General features: G+C 48.8%; 14 protein-coding genes. 6 read left to right on the top strand and 8 right to left on the bottom strand.

Annotation, left to right across the window (positions count from 1 at the left end; genetic code table 11):
• The first annotated feature begins 1 nt into the window (after window position 1).
• Window positions 2-631 carry a helix-turn-helix domain-containing protein gene (locus K7G97_RS13655; RefSeq protein ID WP_223040799.1) on the top strand — a complete coding sequence of 210 codons (630 nt, stop codon included), beginning with the start codon at window positions 2-4 and terminating at the stop codon, window positions 629-631.
• A 48-nt stretch (window positions 632-679) separates the two neighbouring features.
• Here K7G97_RS13655 and K7G97_RS13650 read toward each other — a convergent pair whose 3' ends face one another.
• From K7G97_RS13650 to K7G97_RS13640, 3 genes are all read right to left on the bottom strand, one after another.
• Window positions 680-1,108, bottom strand: coding sequence for a hypothetical protein (locus K7G97_RS13650; protein ID WP_029342557.1), 429 nt, complete (start codon window positions 1,106-1,108; stop codon window positions 680-682).
• Window positions 1,109-1,174: 66 nt separating this feature from the next.
• Window positions 1,175-2,374, bottom strand: coding sequence for an ABC transporter permease (locus tag K7G97_RS13645; protein ID WP_223040798.1), 1,200 nt, complete (start codon window positions 2,372-2,374; stop codon window positions 1,175-1,177).
• Window positions 2,364-3,257, bottom strand: a complete 894-nt coding sequence (locus K7G97_RS13640; protein ID WP_223040797.1) for an ABC transporter ATP-binding protein — start codon at window positions 3,255-3,257, stop codon at window positions 2,364-2,366. The genes K7G97_RS13645 and K7G97_RS13640 overlap by 11 nt, the downstream gene beginning before the upstream one ends.
• 178 nt (window positions 3,258-3,435) lie before the next feature.
• Here K7G97_RS13640 and K7G97_RS13635 point away from each other — a divergent pair, with 178 nt between their 5' ends.
• A complete protein-coding gene (locus K7G97_RS13635) occupies window positions 3,436-4,374 on the top strand; it encodes a VOC family protein (protein WP_223040796.1) in 939 nt (312 codons plus the stop codon).
• Entirely contained in the window at window positions 4,371-4,967 is a 597-nt protein-coding gene (locus K7G97_RS13630) for an alpha/beta hydrolase (RefSeq protein ID WP_214805444.1), read from the top strand. The genes K7G97_RS13635 and K7G97_RS13630 overlap by 4 nt, the downstream gene beginning before the upstream one ends.
• A gap of 60 nt (window positions 4,968-5,027) precedes the next feature.
• On the opposite strand, the gene K7G97_RS13625 is transcribed toward K7G97_RS13630, so the two are convergent.
• Both K7G97_RS13625 and K7G97_RS13620 read right to left on the bottom strand, forming a co-directional pair.
• Window positions 5,028-5,495: a hypothetical protein gene (locus tag K7G97_RS13625; RefSeq protein WP_223040795.1), complete on the bottom strand. Its 468-nt coding sequence runs from the start codon at window positions 5,493-5,495 to the stop codon at window positions 5,028-5,030.
• A 332-nt stretch (window positions 5,496-5,827) separates the two neighbouring features.
• Entirely contained in the window at window positions 5,828-6,568 is a 741-nt protein-coding gene (locus tag K7G97_RS13620) for an SGNH/GDSL hydrolase family protein (RefSeq protein WP_050678748.1), read from the bottom strand.
• A gap of 42 nt (window positions 6,569-6,610) precedes the next feature.
• Here K7G97_RS13620 and K7G97_RS13615 point away from each other — a divergent pair, with 42 nt between their 5' ends.
• Complete coding sequence (locus K7G97_RS13615; RefSeq protein WP_064299377.1) at window positions 6,611-7,672, top strand: acyltransferase family protein; 1,062 nt, start codon at window positions 6,611-6,613, stop codon at window positions 7,670-7,672.
• A gap of 57 nt (window positions 7,673-7,729) precedes the next feature.
• The gene (locus K7G97_RS13610) at window positions 7,730-8,062 is read left to right on the top strand and encodes an Asp23/Gls24 family envelope stress response protein (protein WP_029342549.1); all 333 of its coding nucleotides are present in this window, start codon (window positions 7,730-7,732) and stop codon (window positions 8,060-8,062) included.
• 36 nt (window positions 8,063-8,098) lie between these two features.
• On the opposite strand, the gene K7G97_RS13605 is transcribed toward K7G97_RS13610, so the two are convergent.
• Complete coding sequence (locus K7G97_RS13605) at window positions 8,099-8,860, bottom strand: SLAP domain-containing protein (protein ID WP_223040794.1); 762 nt, start codon at window positions 8,858-8,860, stop codon at window positions 8,099-8,101.
• A complete protein-coding gene (gene secA2 / locus K7G97_RS13600) occupies window positions 8,844-11,207 on the bottom strand; it encodes an accessory Sec system translocase SecA2 (protein WP_223040793.1) in 2,364 nt (787 codons plus the stop codon). Before secA2 ends, K7G97_RS13605 begins: the two co-directional genes overlap by 17 nt.
• Window positions 11,208-11,486: 279 nt before the next feature.
• Here secA2 and pgmB point away from each other — a divergent pair, with 279 nt between their 5' ends.
• Entirely contained in the window at window positions 11,487-12,158 is a 672-nt protein-coding gene (gene pgmB, locus K7G97_RS13595; protein ID WP_223040792.1) for a beta-phosphoglucomutase, read from the top strand.
• 93 nt (window positions 12,159-12,251) lie between these two features.
• Here pgmB and K7G97_RS13590 read toward each other — a convergent pair whose 3' ends face one another.
• Window positions 12,252-13,739, bottom strand: coding sequence for an N-acetylmuramoyl-L-alanine amidase family protein (locus K7G97_RS13590; protein WP_223040791.1), 1,488 nt, complete (start codon window positions 13,737-13,739; stop codon window positions 12,252-12,254).
• Between the last annotated feature and the right edge of the window lie 260 nt (window positions 13,740-13,999).

Below are 13,999 nucleotides of genomic sequence, written 5' to 3'. Positions count from 1 at the left end.
TATGCTAGACCATTCACCATATCGAGGTTACGGTGACCGGATTCGTATTTTACGGGAGCGTGCCGGGATTACGATCGAACAGTTGGCTGAACGACTCGGCGTCGCACCATACTTCATCCGCCGGACGGAGCTCAGCGAAGTCTATCCAACCAAGCCCTACATCGAAGCATTGGCGGACGTCTTGAACATCGACGCTAGTTATTTGGCACGGCATATCTGGACGGGGGAGTCATTGAAGTTCATCATGCAACAGAACACACCGCTCGAAGAGATGAAACTTGCTTATGAACAGACGCTCGGACAAGACGGGACGTGGGTCGAAGAACAGCTCGAAGAACGGATGCGTCTGTTTGATTTAATGTATGACGAGGACGTCAAACGAATCGAGCAGACGATGAGTGCGACCGAGCAACGGATCTTCCATGAGCTCGTCGAAGCCGTGATGGAAGCAGGGGAATTGCAACGCGATCAAGCGGAAGAAACGTATGAGTTGTTTGAGGATAAATTACCATCGATGATGCAGCTCGATGAATACCTCGATCGCATGACGGACGGTGTCTTTTTATCGAGTTCAACCTATTATGCGGATTACAGCTACCGGAAAAGTCGTTCCCGCTACCATCGCAAATAAAAAAAGTCGCTGTCTTCTGATTGACGTTCAGAAGACAGCGACTTTTTATTAACGTTGTGGCATCGGGCGTGGACGACGCGTCTTTTGACGGATCCGACCGATGATGAAACCAATGATCGCATTTGCAATGACGAGTACCCAACCGACATAGCCGAAATTGAGAGTTAAGCTACCGAGCATCGCTTGCCATTTGAAAATCATCATCACATCACCACGCAAGACGAATCGCGCGATACAGACGAGTAAAACAGTCAGTCCGGCGATAAAGACACCAACCCAGCTTCCGTATAAACGAGAAGAGTGGCGGCGCACCGCAACGAAGGACCAGCAAAAGAGGCTAGAGACGAACGCCATGCCTCCATAGGCAAGGACGAGTTCCCATGTCGCACTCGCTTGCGGGAATTTCGTGAACATGACAAGTGACGAGACCATGGCAGCAGCTGTGAAAAGGATCGCTGCCCAAAAACGAGACCGCATAACGTAGTTCCTCCTAAAGGCTTTTTCTCACCTAACGATAGCGGAAACGATTCGTCTTGTAAACTGTTACCGGCGACCGCTTAAGATCCGGCGCAACTGTTTGAGTGGATTCGATCCATAGAACAGAACACCACCCCGGTAGAATTTTGTTCCGACGAACAAGGCAAGCGAGATGCTGATCAGCATCAAGATGAGCGAAATCGATACTTGCCATAGCGGTACATCGGTCAACATGACGCGCAGGAACATGACCATCGGTGTGAAGAACGGAACGAACGACAGAACGACGACAGCTTGGTTCGTCGGTGCATTCAGACTAAACATCGAAATCATGAAAGCAGCAACGATCAACAAGATGACCGGTAACGTCACTTGCTGTGCATCCTCGACCCGGCTGACGAGTGAACCGAGTGCCGCGAGTAACGTTGCGTACAGGAAGTATCCGAGCAGGAAGAAGACGAACAGATAAATGATCGTTCGAGCACTCAAGGAATCAAGTGATAACTGATCGAATAAACTGCTGTTTTGAGCACTGTAGTAGCCGACACCGACGAGGATTGATAATTGTACGAGACTGACCGTCGCGATCGAGAGGATCTTCGCCAGCATATGTTGAATCGGACTCGCTGCTGAAATCAGCAACTCCATGACACGGGATGACTTTTCGTTCGCGATTTCCGTGACGATCATCCCGCCGTAAATCGCAATCGTGAAGTACATCAAGAACAACAAGACATAGACGAGCGCCGAGGCAGCAAAGAGTTCATCCTCACTTTTCCCACCCGTCGACGTCAACTCTTGTTTAACAGGAACAGGTTCAGCGAGCGAGGCAAGGACGTTCGGATCGATTTCAGCATCCGTGATGACGGCTTGGTCACGGACTTGTTTGACGACCGTTGCGACCTGTGTCTGTAACTCAGACTCAGGACTGGCACTGACGAGTGTCACGTCATATGAATCCTGAACGATTGCCACGGCATCGAATGTACCGCGGTCGACTGCCTTTCGGGCTTGTGCGATCGTATAGTCCTTCGTCGTGATGTCTGAAGTGACACCAGCCTTCTTCAAGGCCGGACGAAGATCGGTCGACAATTCACTAACGAGAGCAACTTTCGGATCGTCACCCGAAAACCAGTCGAGAATCCGTTCGATATTGCCGAAGCCAACGAGGAACAGGACCATCAGGATCGTCGAAATCAAAAAGCTTTTAGCACGCAATTTTTGTAGTAGATTGAAGCGATATAAAGTCAGGAATTTACGGTTCATAACGTTTGCCGACCTCCTCGATGAAGATATCCTGCAGGGATAACTGATCCCAGACGAAACGATCGACATGGTGTTCATGGCTGACGATATGTTGGAGAAGTTGATCAGCCGTTTCTTTTGAAGAGACTTGAACGATATGGCCATTATTGTCTGACTCGACTTGTAGAACACCTGGCAAGCTATCCCAAAGGAGCGGTGGTGCATCTGTCGTCAAGAGGACACGTGTTTTTCCGTATCCCGCCTTGATGTCAGGGAGATAACCGGCAACGACGGGTTTACCATGATCGAGGATCGCGACGTGTTCGCAGAGTTCTTCGACATGATCCATCCGGTGACTTGAGAAGACGATCGTCGTTCCGTCGGCGGTTAACTTTTTGACAGCACGTTTTAATTGTTCAGCGTTGACCGGATCGAGTCCGCTGAATGGTTCATCTAAAATCAGCAGTTCAGGTTTATGTAGGACAGCAGAGATCAACTGAATTTTTTGTTGATTTCCTTTTGAGAGTTGTTCGACGCGCATTTTTTCATACTGCGGAATTTGGAAATACTCGAGCCATTCCGTCAACGCTCGTTTCGCATCCTTCCGTTTCATATCGCGGAGTTCTGCGAGGAACAAAAGTTGTTCATCAACGCGGACTTTTGGATACAGACCTCGTTCTTCCGGAAGGTATCCGATTTTTGAAGTCGGGATGCGCTCTCCGTTCCAGGTGATTGAGCCTTCAGTTGGTTGCAGTAGACCGAGCAGCATCCGGAAGGTCGTTGTCTTCCCGGCGCCGTTCGCACCAAGCAAACCAAAGATTTGCCCGCGTGGCACCTCGATTGTCAGAGCATCTACGGCTGTAAAATCGCCGAAACGCTTCGTGATGTGTTTGATTTCTAACATATGAACCTCCTTTAAAGACGTCTGTTGCACGACAAGTGTACCATTGTTACCTAGTGTCCTACGGTTTAAATTGGATAAAGGTTCCAGAAAAGAACGAGGGAAGGCTTATCAGTTTACTTTTTGTTCTTTAGTTACTATTATTGTTTTAATAGATACGACTGAAGGAGGAACGCATCATATGAAAACGCAAGGCATCCATCATATCTCAGCAATGGTCGGCGATCCACAAGAAAATCTCGATTTTTACGGAACGATTCTCGGACTACGATTCGTCAAAAAAACGGTCAACTTCGATGATCCGGGAACATATCACTTCTATTTTGGAAACGAATCCGGCGCACCAGGAACAATCATCACGTTCTTTCCGTTTAAAGGCATGGCAAAAGGGAAAGTGGGTGCCGGACAAGTCGGAACGACAGCGTACGCGATTCCGGTCGGTGCAGCAGATTTTTGGAAAGCGCGGCTGACAGAAAAAAACATCTCGTTTAAAGAGACGGTTCGTTTCGGAGAGCAACAGATCGCTTTCGAAGATCCACATGGTCTCCAGATTGAACTCGTCGAACGCGAAGCGGGACGAGGCAGTCGCTATGAAATCGACGGCATCACACGTGAGGTTGCGATCAAAGGATTCGCAGGAGCGACGTTACTGTCACGGGATCCATCAGACACAGCAAAATTACTGACAGACACATTCGGACTGACACTCAGCAAACGGACGGAAACCGTTGACCGGTATATCGCAGAAGGCGAGTTCGGGAATGTCGTTGACGTCGTGCATGGTCAAATGCCAGTTGGTCGTCCGGGAACGGGAACGGTTCACCATATCGCGTGGCGGGCAACGAATCAAAAAGAACAACTCGACTGGATGAAAGAGATCAACGCGTTCGGTTTGTTGACGACTGAAGTGAAGGACCGCAATTACTTCACATCGATCTATTTCCATGACCGCGGTCGGATCCTCCATGAGATTGCGACCGACAATCCAGGATTCGCGATCGATGAAGAGTTCGAGATGCTCGGAGAAGACTTGAAGTTACCGGAACAATTCGAAGCACATCGCAGTGCAATCACAAATCATGTAACACCTATTACTGTACCGAAGGGGAGACTCGTATGATTCATTTATACCAAGCACCAAAAACAGCAGATGCACCGATCTTTTTATTCTTACATGGCACAGGCGGAACGGAACAAGATCTCGTTGGACTCGTCTCGTTGCTCGATTCGGAAGCAGGCTACTTGTCCGTCCGCGGGGAGGTCTCGGAAAACGGGATGCCACGATTCTTCAAACGACTTGCAGAAGGCGTCTTCGATGAAGAAGACCTCGCTTTACGGACAGCGCGTTTAATTCAGTTTTTACGTGATCAGGCAGCGGAGCGTGACTTTGCGCTCGATCGTCTGATTCCGGTCGGTTATTCAAACGGTGCCAACATCGCGGCGAATATGTTGTTTGAAGAAGCTTTGTTCAAACAAGCGATTCTGTTGCACCCGATGGTACCACGTCGTGGTGTGACGTTACCTGATTTATCGGACGTACGCGTCTTTATCGGCGCAGGCAGCAATGATCCGATCTGTCCGGCTCAGGAAACGGAAGAACTATCAGCACTCTTGAAACAAGCCGGTGCATCAGTCGACGTCACGTGGTCGAATTATGGTCATCAACTTGTCATGCCAACGATTGAAGCAGCAACGGATTGGCTGAAACAGTAAAAAAAGGGCTGTCCCATCTTCTTCTTTCGTAGAAGATGATGGGGCAGTCCTCTTTTCGTTTCAAGCGGGATGATCACTTTTTGGTCGGGAGTAGACGATGAGCACACCGCGCTCGACGAGCTGGAGGGCAAGGATCTGTTTCACTTCTTCCGATGCTTTCGTCTGCGCAAGTTGCCGGTAGAGCAGGCGAAGTTCACGGCGCATCGTCTTACGGATCAGCCACATGCTATCAATCGTCGTACACCAACCGGTCACGGTCTCGTGTCCGATGTAATACTGGGTCTGACGTTCGAGATAACGAATCCACCACTCGTCACGCGCCATTTTTAGTACGACACCTGTGAGGCCAAGTACAAGGATGGCGAGGGGAATACTTTCATATAAAGGAAGACGACCAAGAACGGTACCAACATTCGTGACGAGGGCAAGCATCACCCATCCTATGCATCCGATGACAAGCCAATATCCAAAGTTGAGAGTACTTCGATGTCGTAACGTCACTTTCGGCGTAAGCAATGAAGTGGCCATCAGAAACACCTCCTTGTTAAATAATCGAATTTTCTGACAATTTGTAGTTGTCCTTCTACTATAGTTACTTTTTCCCGAATCGTCTAGTCATTAGACATGGAAAATGTGTTTCTTTCTTGACGAAATTCGTGTACGCTAAATGTAGAAGTGAGCGGTTACATAAAGGGGGATATAAAGAAATGATGGATCAAGTGATTTGGATTGCTGTCGGTATCGTTGCCGTTGCAGTTTTCTCAGCATCGAGCGTCGCAGCGTACATGGGTGTCAAAAACCAAGAAGACTAATAATCGAAAGCGGCTCATCCCGGAAATCGGGATGAGCCGCTTTTTCGTTTAGTTATTTGCTGTCAAATCGGTTTTGAGCGCATAGGGTTTCAGCGCATCACTCCAGCGCAGGTAACCGCCACCGACGAGATGGAGTCCATCGTACGTCATCCGATTTTGCAGGTAGCCCTGTTTATTCGTCAAGACGGGTCGTAGATCAACAAATGGAACATCCACCGATTGAGCAAGGTTTTGTAAATTCCGGTTCAACGCTTCGACGTCCCGATTGATTCGGACGGAGTCCGAATATTTCGGTGCGACAGGAACGGTTGACTGAATGACGACGTCGATGTTATTTTTTCGAAGTGTCGTCACAATCGTCGTCATGTTCTCAGTGATTTGCGGAATCGGTGTATAGTGACGGATATCATTGATACCACCCATCAGGAAGACGCGTTTTGGTTTCATCTCGATGATCAAGTCGAGTCGGGTCAAAAAGCCTTCTGTCGTATCACCAGGAATCCCGAAATTCACGATCGTCGGGTCTTCCATCAAGATACGCCAATCGGCAAAATTCGTCATCGAGTCGCCTAACATGACAGCGTTCGCTGATTTTGGGTATTGATAAGTATGGAATAGACTATTCAGACGGACATAGTTCGGGTTCTTATCGTATTGGAAGGTCGTGACTGGAGTCGTACTCGTTGCAGGTAAGACGCTTTCGAATAGTTCGAGCGGTTTACGTCCCAGTAACAATGCAAGGAGAACGACGTTCAAGACGACAGATAGAATCAGGAGTGTCTTTTTCATAAACATTCGTTCCTTTCGAGGGAGTATAAGGGGTAGTGTAACATGAATCGGAATCCGTGGTTTGATAATATCAAAGGTTTTCTTGTCATTTTCGTCGTCATCGGTCACATGCTGACGGATTTACGGTTTGATTATGACGGAAAATTGCTTGAGACGGTTTATCTGTTGATTTACTCGTTTCATATGCCATTATTCATTATTTTAAGCGGTTATTTCTTCCGCGAAAACAAGTATTTACGTGTCATCCAACTATTTGCCGTCTACTGCGTCTGGCAAATCTTAATTGGATCTTGGGCGACGCTTGGGGAAGGTTTGCCGCTCTTTTCTGGTGAAAACATCGGCACGCATCTCCTACGTCCCTACTGGGCACTTTGGTATCTGTTCGTCATGGTCGTCTGGTACATCGTGACACCGTATGTCGTTCACTTGCGTGGATATGTCTGGTTCGGTCTTGCCTTCGCCTTGCTGTATGGATTCGAACTCGAGAACACGGGATTCTTGGCGCTTCGGAAGCTGATCATGTTCTATCCTTATTTCTTGCTCGGGAACTATCTATCGGAACACGAATTCATCCGCATCTTCGAGATGCCGAAGAACTTCAAGCGCCGGATGAACGTCCGCTTGATTGGTGGAGTGACGTTCGCAGCCGTCATGGGCTTCTTATTGTTCGAGGCGTGGCGTGACACACCGCAAGAGATCGTCGATTTCGCGAATGCCTTCAAGCATCGTTTCCCGTACGCTGAACAGTATGACAGTGACACGTGGATTGGGGTACTCAAGCATAGCGTCATCTATGTCTTGTCAATCGCGGCCTCGCTCGGTTTCATGATGTTGATCCCGATGCGTCGCCTTCCGCTCATCACACGAGCTGGGGAACTCAGCCTCTACGTCTATCTACTCCATGTCTTCTTCGTCATGGCGTGGCGTCAATACGTGACGGATGCATTCGTACCGCAACCGTGGCTCGCCTTACTGATCATGATTGGCGTCGCCTTGTTGATCGTTGGTATCATCATACACCCGCTCGTCGTCCGTGTCCTCCGTCCTTTGATTGAGATTGACATTCGCCCGATCGTCGAGAAACGGGAAGACCTTTCAAAATAAGGCGGAATGCATTACACTTTAAGATAGATGGATTACTAGACGAAGGGCGTGGAAGGTATGTCATATAATTTAAATAATGCGGACGGTGTCGTGAACGTCTCGCAACAAGTCATCGAGGTCATCGCAGGGGTAGCCGTTCAAGAAACGGAAGGTATCGCCTTTACAGCAGATGATTCGAAACTGCAGGAAAAACAGATGGTCAAACTCGTAAAAGTCGAAGATGTCGGTGGCGACATCACGGTCAGTCTGTCCGTGCATATCAAATACGGCATGTCGATCATCAAGACAGCTGGAAAAGTCCAAGAACGGATCGCACAAGACATGGAAAACATGCTCGCGTTCCAACCAAAAGCAATCAACGTCCGCGTCATCGGACTCTTAAAAGGATAAGCAAAACGTCTCGGCATCTTGTGCCGAGACGTTTTTTTAGGAAGAGGGAGGAAGATAACGGAGACCGAATGCAGGGACATCTGTTGCGGTGTAGGCGAAACGGAGACGGATCGCATGTTGGCTATGAGCAGGTAAGGACAAGCCAGGATGGGTGACGTCTGCGAGTGGCGTCTCGTCATCCATCAATTCGAACGTTAGCGCCTCGAGCGTCAGTGTCTGATCGCTGGCATTACGGACGAGGACGGTCGCCGTCACAGTATCCGGCTCGCGCATGATCGAGACCGGTAAGAGAGACCAGCCATCTGCTGGAGGTGTCGGGTGCGAATAAGCGACTTGACGAATCATCCGTTGCTCGGGTTCCGTGAAGTCATCGTCGATGAAAATCTCAGTCAGCGTCTCGCTTGAGAAGACGAGTTGTAGCGGTTCCGTCAACTGTTCGAGGGCGACGAAACAGTCATCTTCTTCAAACGTCAACCAGAGCGGCAACGTCGCCATCGGGAGTATGACGGAAACTTCTTCGATACTGAGGACTTTGCGAGCGACGAGTTCGTCACCGGAGAGCGCAAGGACGACAAGATCATTCAGATGGAACGACCGAGACAACGTGTTTTGGAATAAGGCAATGACTTGAAGCGGACGACGCGATAAGACTTGAAACAGATGGATCGCCATCTGATTGACCTGTAACTCAGGTAGTTGTTTCGCGACGTGACGAAAGACGTATTCGTCTTCCTTGACGATCGGCATGTCCTCCGTGAAATAGAGCGGGGGACGGAACACTTCATTCGACGTGTGCATGATGCAGTTCTCCTTCGCTATCGTGTGTCTGTTCGGCGCGGCAGATGCCAGAAAGGACCTGCTTTTCGAAACTCGCTATGGCATATTCGAAGTAATCCATGCCTTCCCGCTCAAAGATGCGGACTGGTTGTTCTTGTCCGTAACTTCGGAGGTGGATTCCTTCTTTTAAGCTGTTCATGGCAGTTAAGTGGCGCGTCCATTGCTCATCCAGTGCAAGGAGGATGAAGCGTTTGACGGTTTCTTTTTCAGCCGCAACATGGGCAACGAGTAAGGCTTCGGTGTCAGCAATCAGCGGTTCAAGTTGGCGTTGCATCTCGTCGATCGTTTCCAGTCGTTCCAACGTGACCGGTTGATGCAACAGTTGCTCGAGTTCTGTCGTGACGAGAGCCAGCGGCCATTCTTCCGGGACGAGATCGTCAGAAAGTGTTTGGTCGATGATCGACGGCAAGACACGTCCGGCAAACGGTTGGACGATGTCTTCAAGTGACGTCACATCAACGATTCTGTTGCGGAGATGATAGATTGCTTGTCGTTGTTCGCTGATGACTTCTTCGAGCTGAACGAGTTCATCCCGAACACTCCGATTGACGGATTCACACGTCGACTGAGCGAACTGCAATAGATCCCGAACGTCACGTGAAGCCAGTGGACCGGAAGCATCCCGTACTTTTTGTTGCACGCGTGCGAGACGGTCGCGCGCGAAACGACGAGGCAGTTCATCTTCGAGCGAGAGATAAAATTGCGTCAATCCGGGATCGCCTTGGCGACCTGCCCGACCCCGGAGTTGGTTGTCGATCCGGATTGATTCATGGCGTTCTGTTCCGATGACGAACAAGCCGCCTTGTTGTTGTGCCGTTTCATCAAGTAAAATATCCGTTCCGCGACCTGCCATGTTCGTGGCGATCGTGATTCGACCGGCTTGTCCGGCTGAAGCGATGATCCGGACTTCCTGATCGACGGTTTTTGCGTTCAGGATCTCGTAGGTGAGTCCGTGTGTATCAAGTGTCTTCGCAACGCGTAAGGACTGTTCAATCGATGAAGTACCGATCAGAACTGGTCGTCCCGTGACGTGTGCCGATTTCGTCGCCAGCGCGATCGCTTCTAATTTTTCGTCACGCGTCGCAAAAATGACGTCCTCCGCATCGATCCGGATTTTCGGTCGATTCGATGGAATCGTCACGACATCCATCCCGTACGTCTTTTGGAACTCCTCCCGTGACGTCGCCGCTGTGCCCGTCATTCCTGCCACCTGATGATAGAGACGGAAATAATGCTGAATCGTGATTTGTGCTGTCGTCCGGTTCTCTTCCGTGACGGGAACATCTTCTTTTGCTTCAAGTGCCTGATGTAACCCGTCGGATAGACTGCGTCCTTCCATCAGACGACCCGTGAAGAGGTCGACGAGCGCGATTTTTTGATCCTTGACGATATAGTCGACATCCCGCTTGAGGACGACATGAGCACGTAAGGCTTGAATGACGTAATGGAAGAGGACGGAGTGCTCAGCAGCAAACAGATGATCGATCGCAAACGCCTCTTCGATCGTCTCGATCCCCTGGTCAGTCAAGGCGACCGCTTTAATCTCTTCGTCGAACGTATAATCCCGCTCGTCTTCGAAGGTCTGGACGACATGACGGACGAGTTGCTGTAACCCTTCGTGGACACTGTCTCGTTCCGCCATGATGAGTGGCGTTTTCGCTTCATCGATTAAAATGCTATCGACTTCGTCGATCAAGGCGAAATGAAGCGGACGTTGCAGACGTTCCGTCGGCTCCATGATTAGATGATCGCGCAGGTAATCGAACCCGAATTCAGTCCCGACACCGTATGTAATGTCTGCAGCGTAGGCGATCCGTTTTTCCTCAAACGTAGCTTCAGCAGAATTGATTCCGACCTGTAACCCTAAAAATCGGTGAATCTGACCGATTTGCTCCGCATCGCGTTGTGCCAGATACTCATTGACGGTAATGACGTGGACACCTTTTCCGTGAAGCGCCTGAGTGAAGCTCGCGAGTGAAGCAACAAGCGTCTTTCCTTCACCGGTCGCCATCTCGGCGATTTGTCCTTCAAGTAACGCCAGACCGCCCATGAGCTGAACATCGTAATGCCGTAAGCCGAGCGTTCGTTTACTCGCTTCTCGGACAAGGGCGAATGCCATTGGTGTGATTGCATCGATTCGTTCTCCGGCTTGTAGCCGCTCACGTAATGAGGCGGTCAATTCACGTAACGCTTGATCGGATGTTTGTTCCATTTCTCGTTCTAGGCTATTGATCGTCGTTACGATTTTTTCATAACGATGAATTCTTCGACTTTGATCATTCAACAACTGTTTAACACGTTGAAACATCTTCGTCACTCCCTCATATGCTATGAGATTCATTATAGCAGTTAAAAAATGTAAAACGAATAGTAAAGAACGAAATAAGTAAAACATTCCCTTAAAATTGAAAGCGTTATCAAAATTAACGTGTTTCGTGCTTAAAAATAGAAAATCAGAAATATTTGATAACGCTTGCAAAGATTCGGAAGAACCAGTAAAATTATTCATAAGGCAAGTGCAATCGTTTGCGCAAAGTCATTCGATTTCTTGCCTTTCATGGACGATGGAAGAAAGGATGGATGTCGGATGGCACCAACGATCGAAGCGGTCATTTTTGATTTAGACGGCGTAATTACCGATACAGCAGAGTATCATTACTTAGCGTGGAAACAACTTGGAGAGGATTTGGATATCCCGTTCGACCGGGAATTCAATGAGACATTAAAAGGTGTCAGCCGGATGGATTCACTCGAGCGTATCCTTGCGCTTGGTGGAAAACAGAACGCTTTTTCGGAGGAAGAGAAGCTAGCACTTGCTGCGAAGAAAAACGAACACTACGTCACATTGATCCAACATATCTCTGAACAGGATCTTCTTCCTGGAATCACTGCATTCCTCGATGAAATCCGAAACGCTGGACTGAAGATCGGAATGGCGTCCGCCTCTAAAAATGCGCTGATGGTCGTCGAGGCACTAAAGGTCCGACACTATTTCGATGACATCGTAGACGCTGCGACCGTTGCACAATCGAAACCACACCCTGAAGTGTTTCTCCGTGCTGCAGAAGCACTCGACGTCGAACCGAGCCGTTGCATCGGTGTAGAAGATGCGACAGCTGGCATCACTGCCATCCACGCTGCCGGCATGTATGCCGTCGGAGTTGGACCGGAGTCGGCGCTCCATGAGGCAGACTATCGTGTCGATTCGACAGATTTGCTATCCCTTGAGCAAATCCTCGCTAGTCGCTCCTTTGTCTGAACCATTCCCTGATGGTGAAGGACATTCCTTGAAAGTTATGTGTATGCAAAAAGGATCGCTTCCCTGAGCGATCCTTTTTGATATGGCGTTGATTTAAAGTGAGGCGAGAATACCGTCTGCGATTGCTTGCGCGTAACGTGACTGATACGATGCGTTCGTCAGTTTCGCACGATCCGCGCTGTTCGAGAGGAACCCGAGTTCCGCTAGAATCGACGGTGCTTTCGTACCACGAATGACGGCATAGTTCGCATAGTGAACGCTTCGGTCGCGCATGCCGGCGTAGGAGACGAGGCGTTGTTGGACATTACGAGCAAGGTTGATCGAAGATGCGCCTTTATAGTAGAAGGTCTCTGCTCCGTATGCTTGCATACTCGTTGAAGCATTGATGTGGACACTGACGAAAGCAGTCGTTGCATGACTGTTCGCAAGGGCACTTCGCTCTCCAAGTGACGGATAGTAGTCGTTCGTATAGCGTGACATCGTCACATCGACTTTTCCGGCAAGACGCTCGGCAACTTGTTTCGTGACAGCAAGGACGATGTCGCGTTCAGCAACGCCGTAACGAACTGCACCTGCGTCGTGTCCGCCGTGACCCGGATCAAGGACGAGAAGTGGACGATTCGATGGTGCCGGTTGGAACAACGTCAGATACGTCGCATCGACATAACCGCTTTGACCACTTGCCGTCCGGACAGCAACGAAGCCTTTCGTTTGATGACGCGGATTCGTGACGACGACAGGAGTACCGCGTCCAAGACGAGCGATTTGACCACTGAGCGTCGACGCGCTCGCACGAAGCGCGACACTATTGCCTGACGGGATCAACACATACATCTTTGAACCACTATAATCGACGTTTCCAGTCGTCGAGGCAGGAACGGAAGTCCCTTTCTTCAGATACGTTCCCATGACATACCCCGTTTTCCCTTGGTACTGGACCGTGTGCCAATTCGATTTAACGGCGAGGGAATGGACGGCAGTTCCACTTGGAATCGTCGTCAGGACGTTTCCGGATGTCGAAGGAGACGAACGGAAATTCAAGCGATCCGTCGTCGTATAGACCGTCGTTTTGGCTGGTGTAGTCACTTTCTTTAAATAAGAGCCAGAAACATAACCCGTCTTATTTGCATAGATCACTTTGTACCAATTCCCGCTTTTGAAACTTGATTGTACACCGGCGCCTTTAGGAATCGTCAGTAATCGAGTGGAAGATGTCGTTGCCGCACTGCGTAAGGATAGCGCATCCGTCGTCTTATAAGACGTCTTCGAAAAAGAAGTGCCACTCTCGATCTTTTTCAGATAAGATCCAGTCACATAGCCCGTTTTTCCTTTATATGACAACTTATACCAAGAGCCTTTTCGATAGCTCGAGGTGACTTTCGTCGTCTTTGGGATCGTCAACAATTTTTTAGAAGACGTCGAATTCGAGCTACGTAGATTCAAAGCATCCGTCGTCTGATACGAGGTTTTCGTAAAGGTTGTACCAGAAGCAGCCGATACAGTAGAAGAAGTAGAGGCGAAGCAACCGGATACCAACGAAAGTACTAGAGCGGTCCGAAGTGTTTTAGGTAATTTGCCCATTAAATTCCCAGTCTCCTTTTCGGTAAAATAAGAAAGATATATATTGAATTAGTAGAACTTAAGTATTATTAAAATAGTTAAATGTCGAAATTATATGTTCCGTTTTCATTCCTTTCTGTTAATATGAGGTGTAGCCAATTTATCGGTAAGGATATGAAAATATTACAGGATAATTAAATAATTAAAGAAATTATATATTATCAAGGCAAATTATAGTTTAAAATATTTCAAAATACATACAAATGAAACACGATTGAAAC

Origin of the sequence: Exiguobacterium acetylicum (assembly GCF_019890935.1) — a bacterium.
In the GTDB taxonomy this organism is placed as follows: domain Bacteria; phylum Bacillota; class Bacilli; order Exiguobacteriales; family Exiguobacteriaceae; genus Exiguobacterium_A; species Exiguobacterium_A abrahamii.
Note: the sequence above shows the minus strand (reverse complement) of the source record. Positions and strands in the feature narration are given on the sequence as shown.

Bases quoted from the DNA above. Each gene is read 5' to 3' on its own strand.
- K7G97_RS13605 (WP_223040794.1), bottom strand. From the start codon at position 8,860: ATGCACACGTCGAATGAAGTGTTCCGTCCCCCGCTCTATTTCACGGAG.
- K7G97_RS13630 (WP_214805444.1), top strand. From the start codon at position 4,371: ATGATTCATTTATACCAAGCACCAAAAACAGCAGATGCACCGATCTTT.
- K7G97_RS13620 (WP_050678748.1), bottom strand. From the start codon at position 6,568: ATGAAAAAGACACTCCTGATTCTATCTGTCGTCTTGAACGTCGTTCTC.
- K7G97_RS13635 (WP_223040796.1), top strand. From the start codon at position 3,436: ATGAAAACGCAAGGCATCCATCATATCTCAGCAATGGTCGGCGATCCA.
- K7G97_RS13615 (WP_064299377.1), top strand. From the start codon at position 6,611: ATGAATCGGAATCCGTGGTTTGATAATATCAAAGGTTTTCTTGTCATT.
- secA2 (WP_223040793.1), bottom strand. From the start codon at position 11,207: ATGTTTCAACGTGTTAAACAGTTGTTGAATGATCAAAGTCGAAGAATT.
- K7G97_RS13610 (WP_029342549.1), top strand. From the start codon at position 7,730: ATGTCATATAATTTAAATAATGCGGACGGTGTCGTGAACGTCTCGCAA.
- K7G97_RS13655 (WP_223040799.1), top strand. From the start codon at position 2: ATGCTAGACCATTCACCATATCGAGGTTACGGTGACCGGATTCGTATT.
- K7G97_RS13625 (WP_223040795.1), bottom strand. From the start codon at position 5,495: ATGGCCACTTCATTGCTTACGCCGAAAGTGACGTTACGACATCGAAGT.
- K7G97_RS13645 (WP_223040798.1), bottom strand. From the start codon at position 2,374: ATGAACCGTAAATTCCTGACTTTATATCGCTTCAATCTACTACAAAAA.
- pgmB (WP_223040792.1), top strand. From the start codon at position 11,487: ATGGCACCAACGATCGAAGCGGTCATTTTTGATTTAGACGGCGTAATT.
- K7G97_RS13640 (WP_223040797.1), bottom strand. From the start codon at position 3,257: ATGTTAGAAATCAAACACATCACGAAGCGTTTCGGCGATTTTACAGCC.
- K7G97_RS13590 (WP_223040791.1), bottom strand. From the start codon at position 13,739: ATGGGCAAATTACCTAAAACACTTCGGACCGCTCTAGTACTTTCGTTG.
- K7G97_RS13650 (WP_029342557.1), bottom strand. From the start codon at position 1,108: ATGCGGTCTCGTTTTTGGGCAGCGATCCTTTTCACAGCTGCTGCCATG.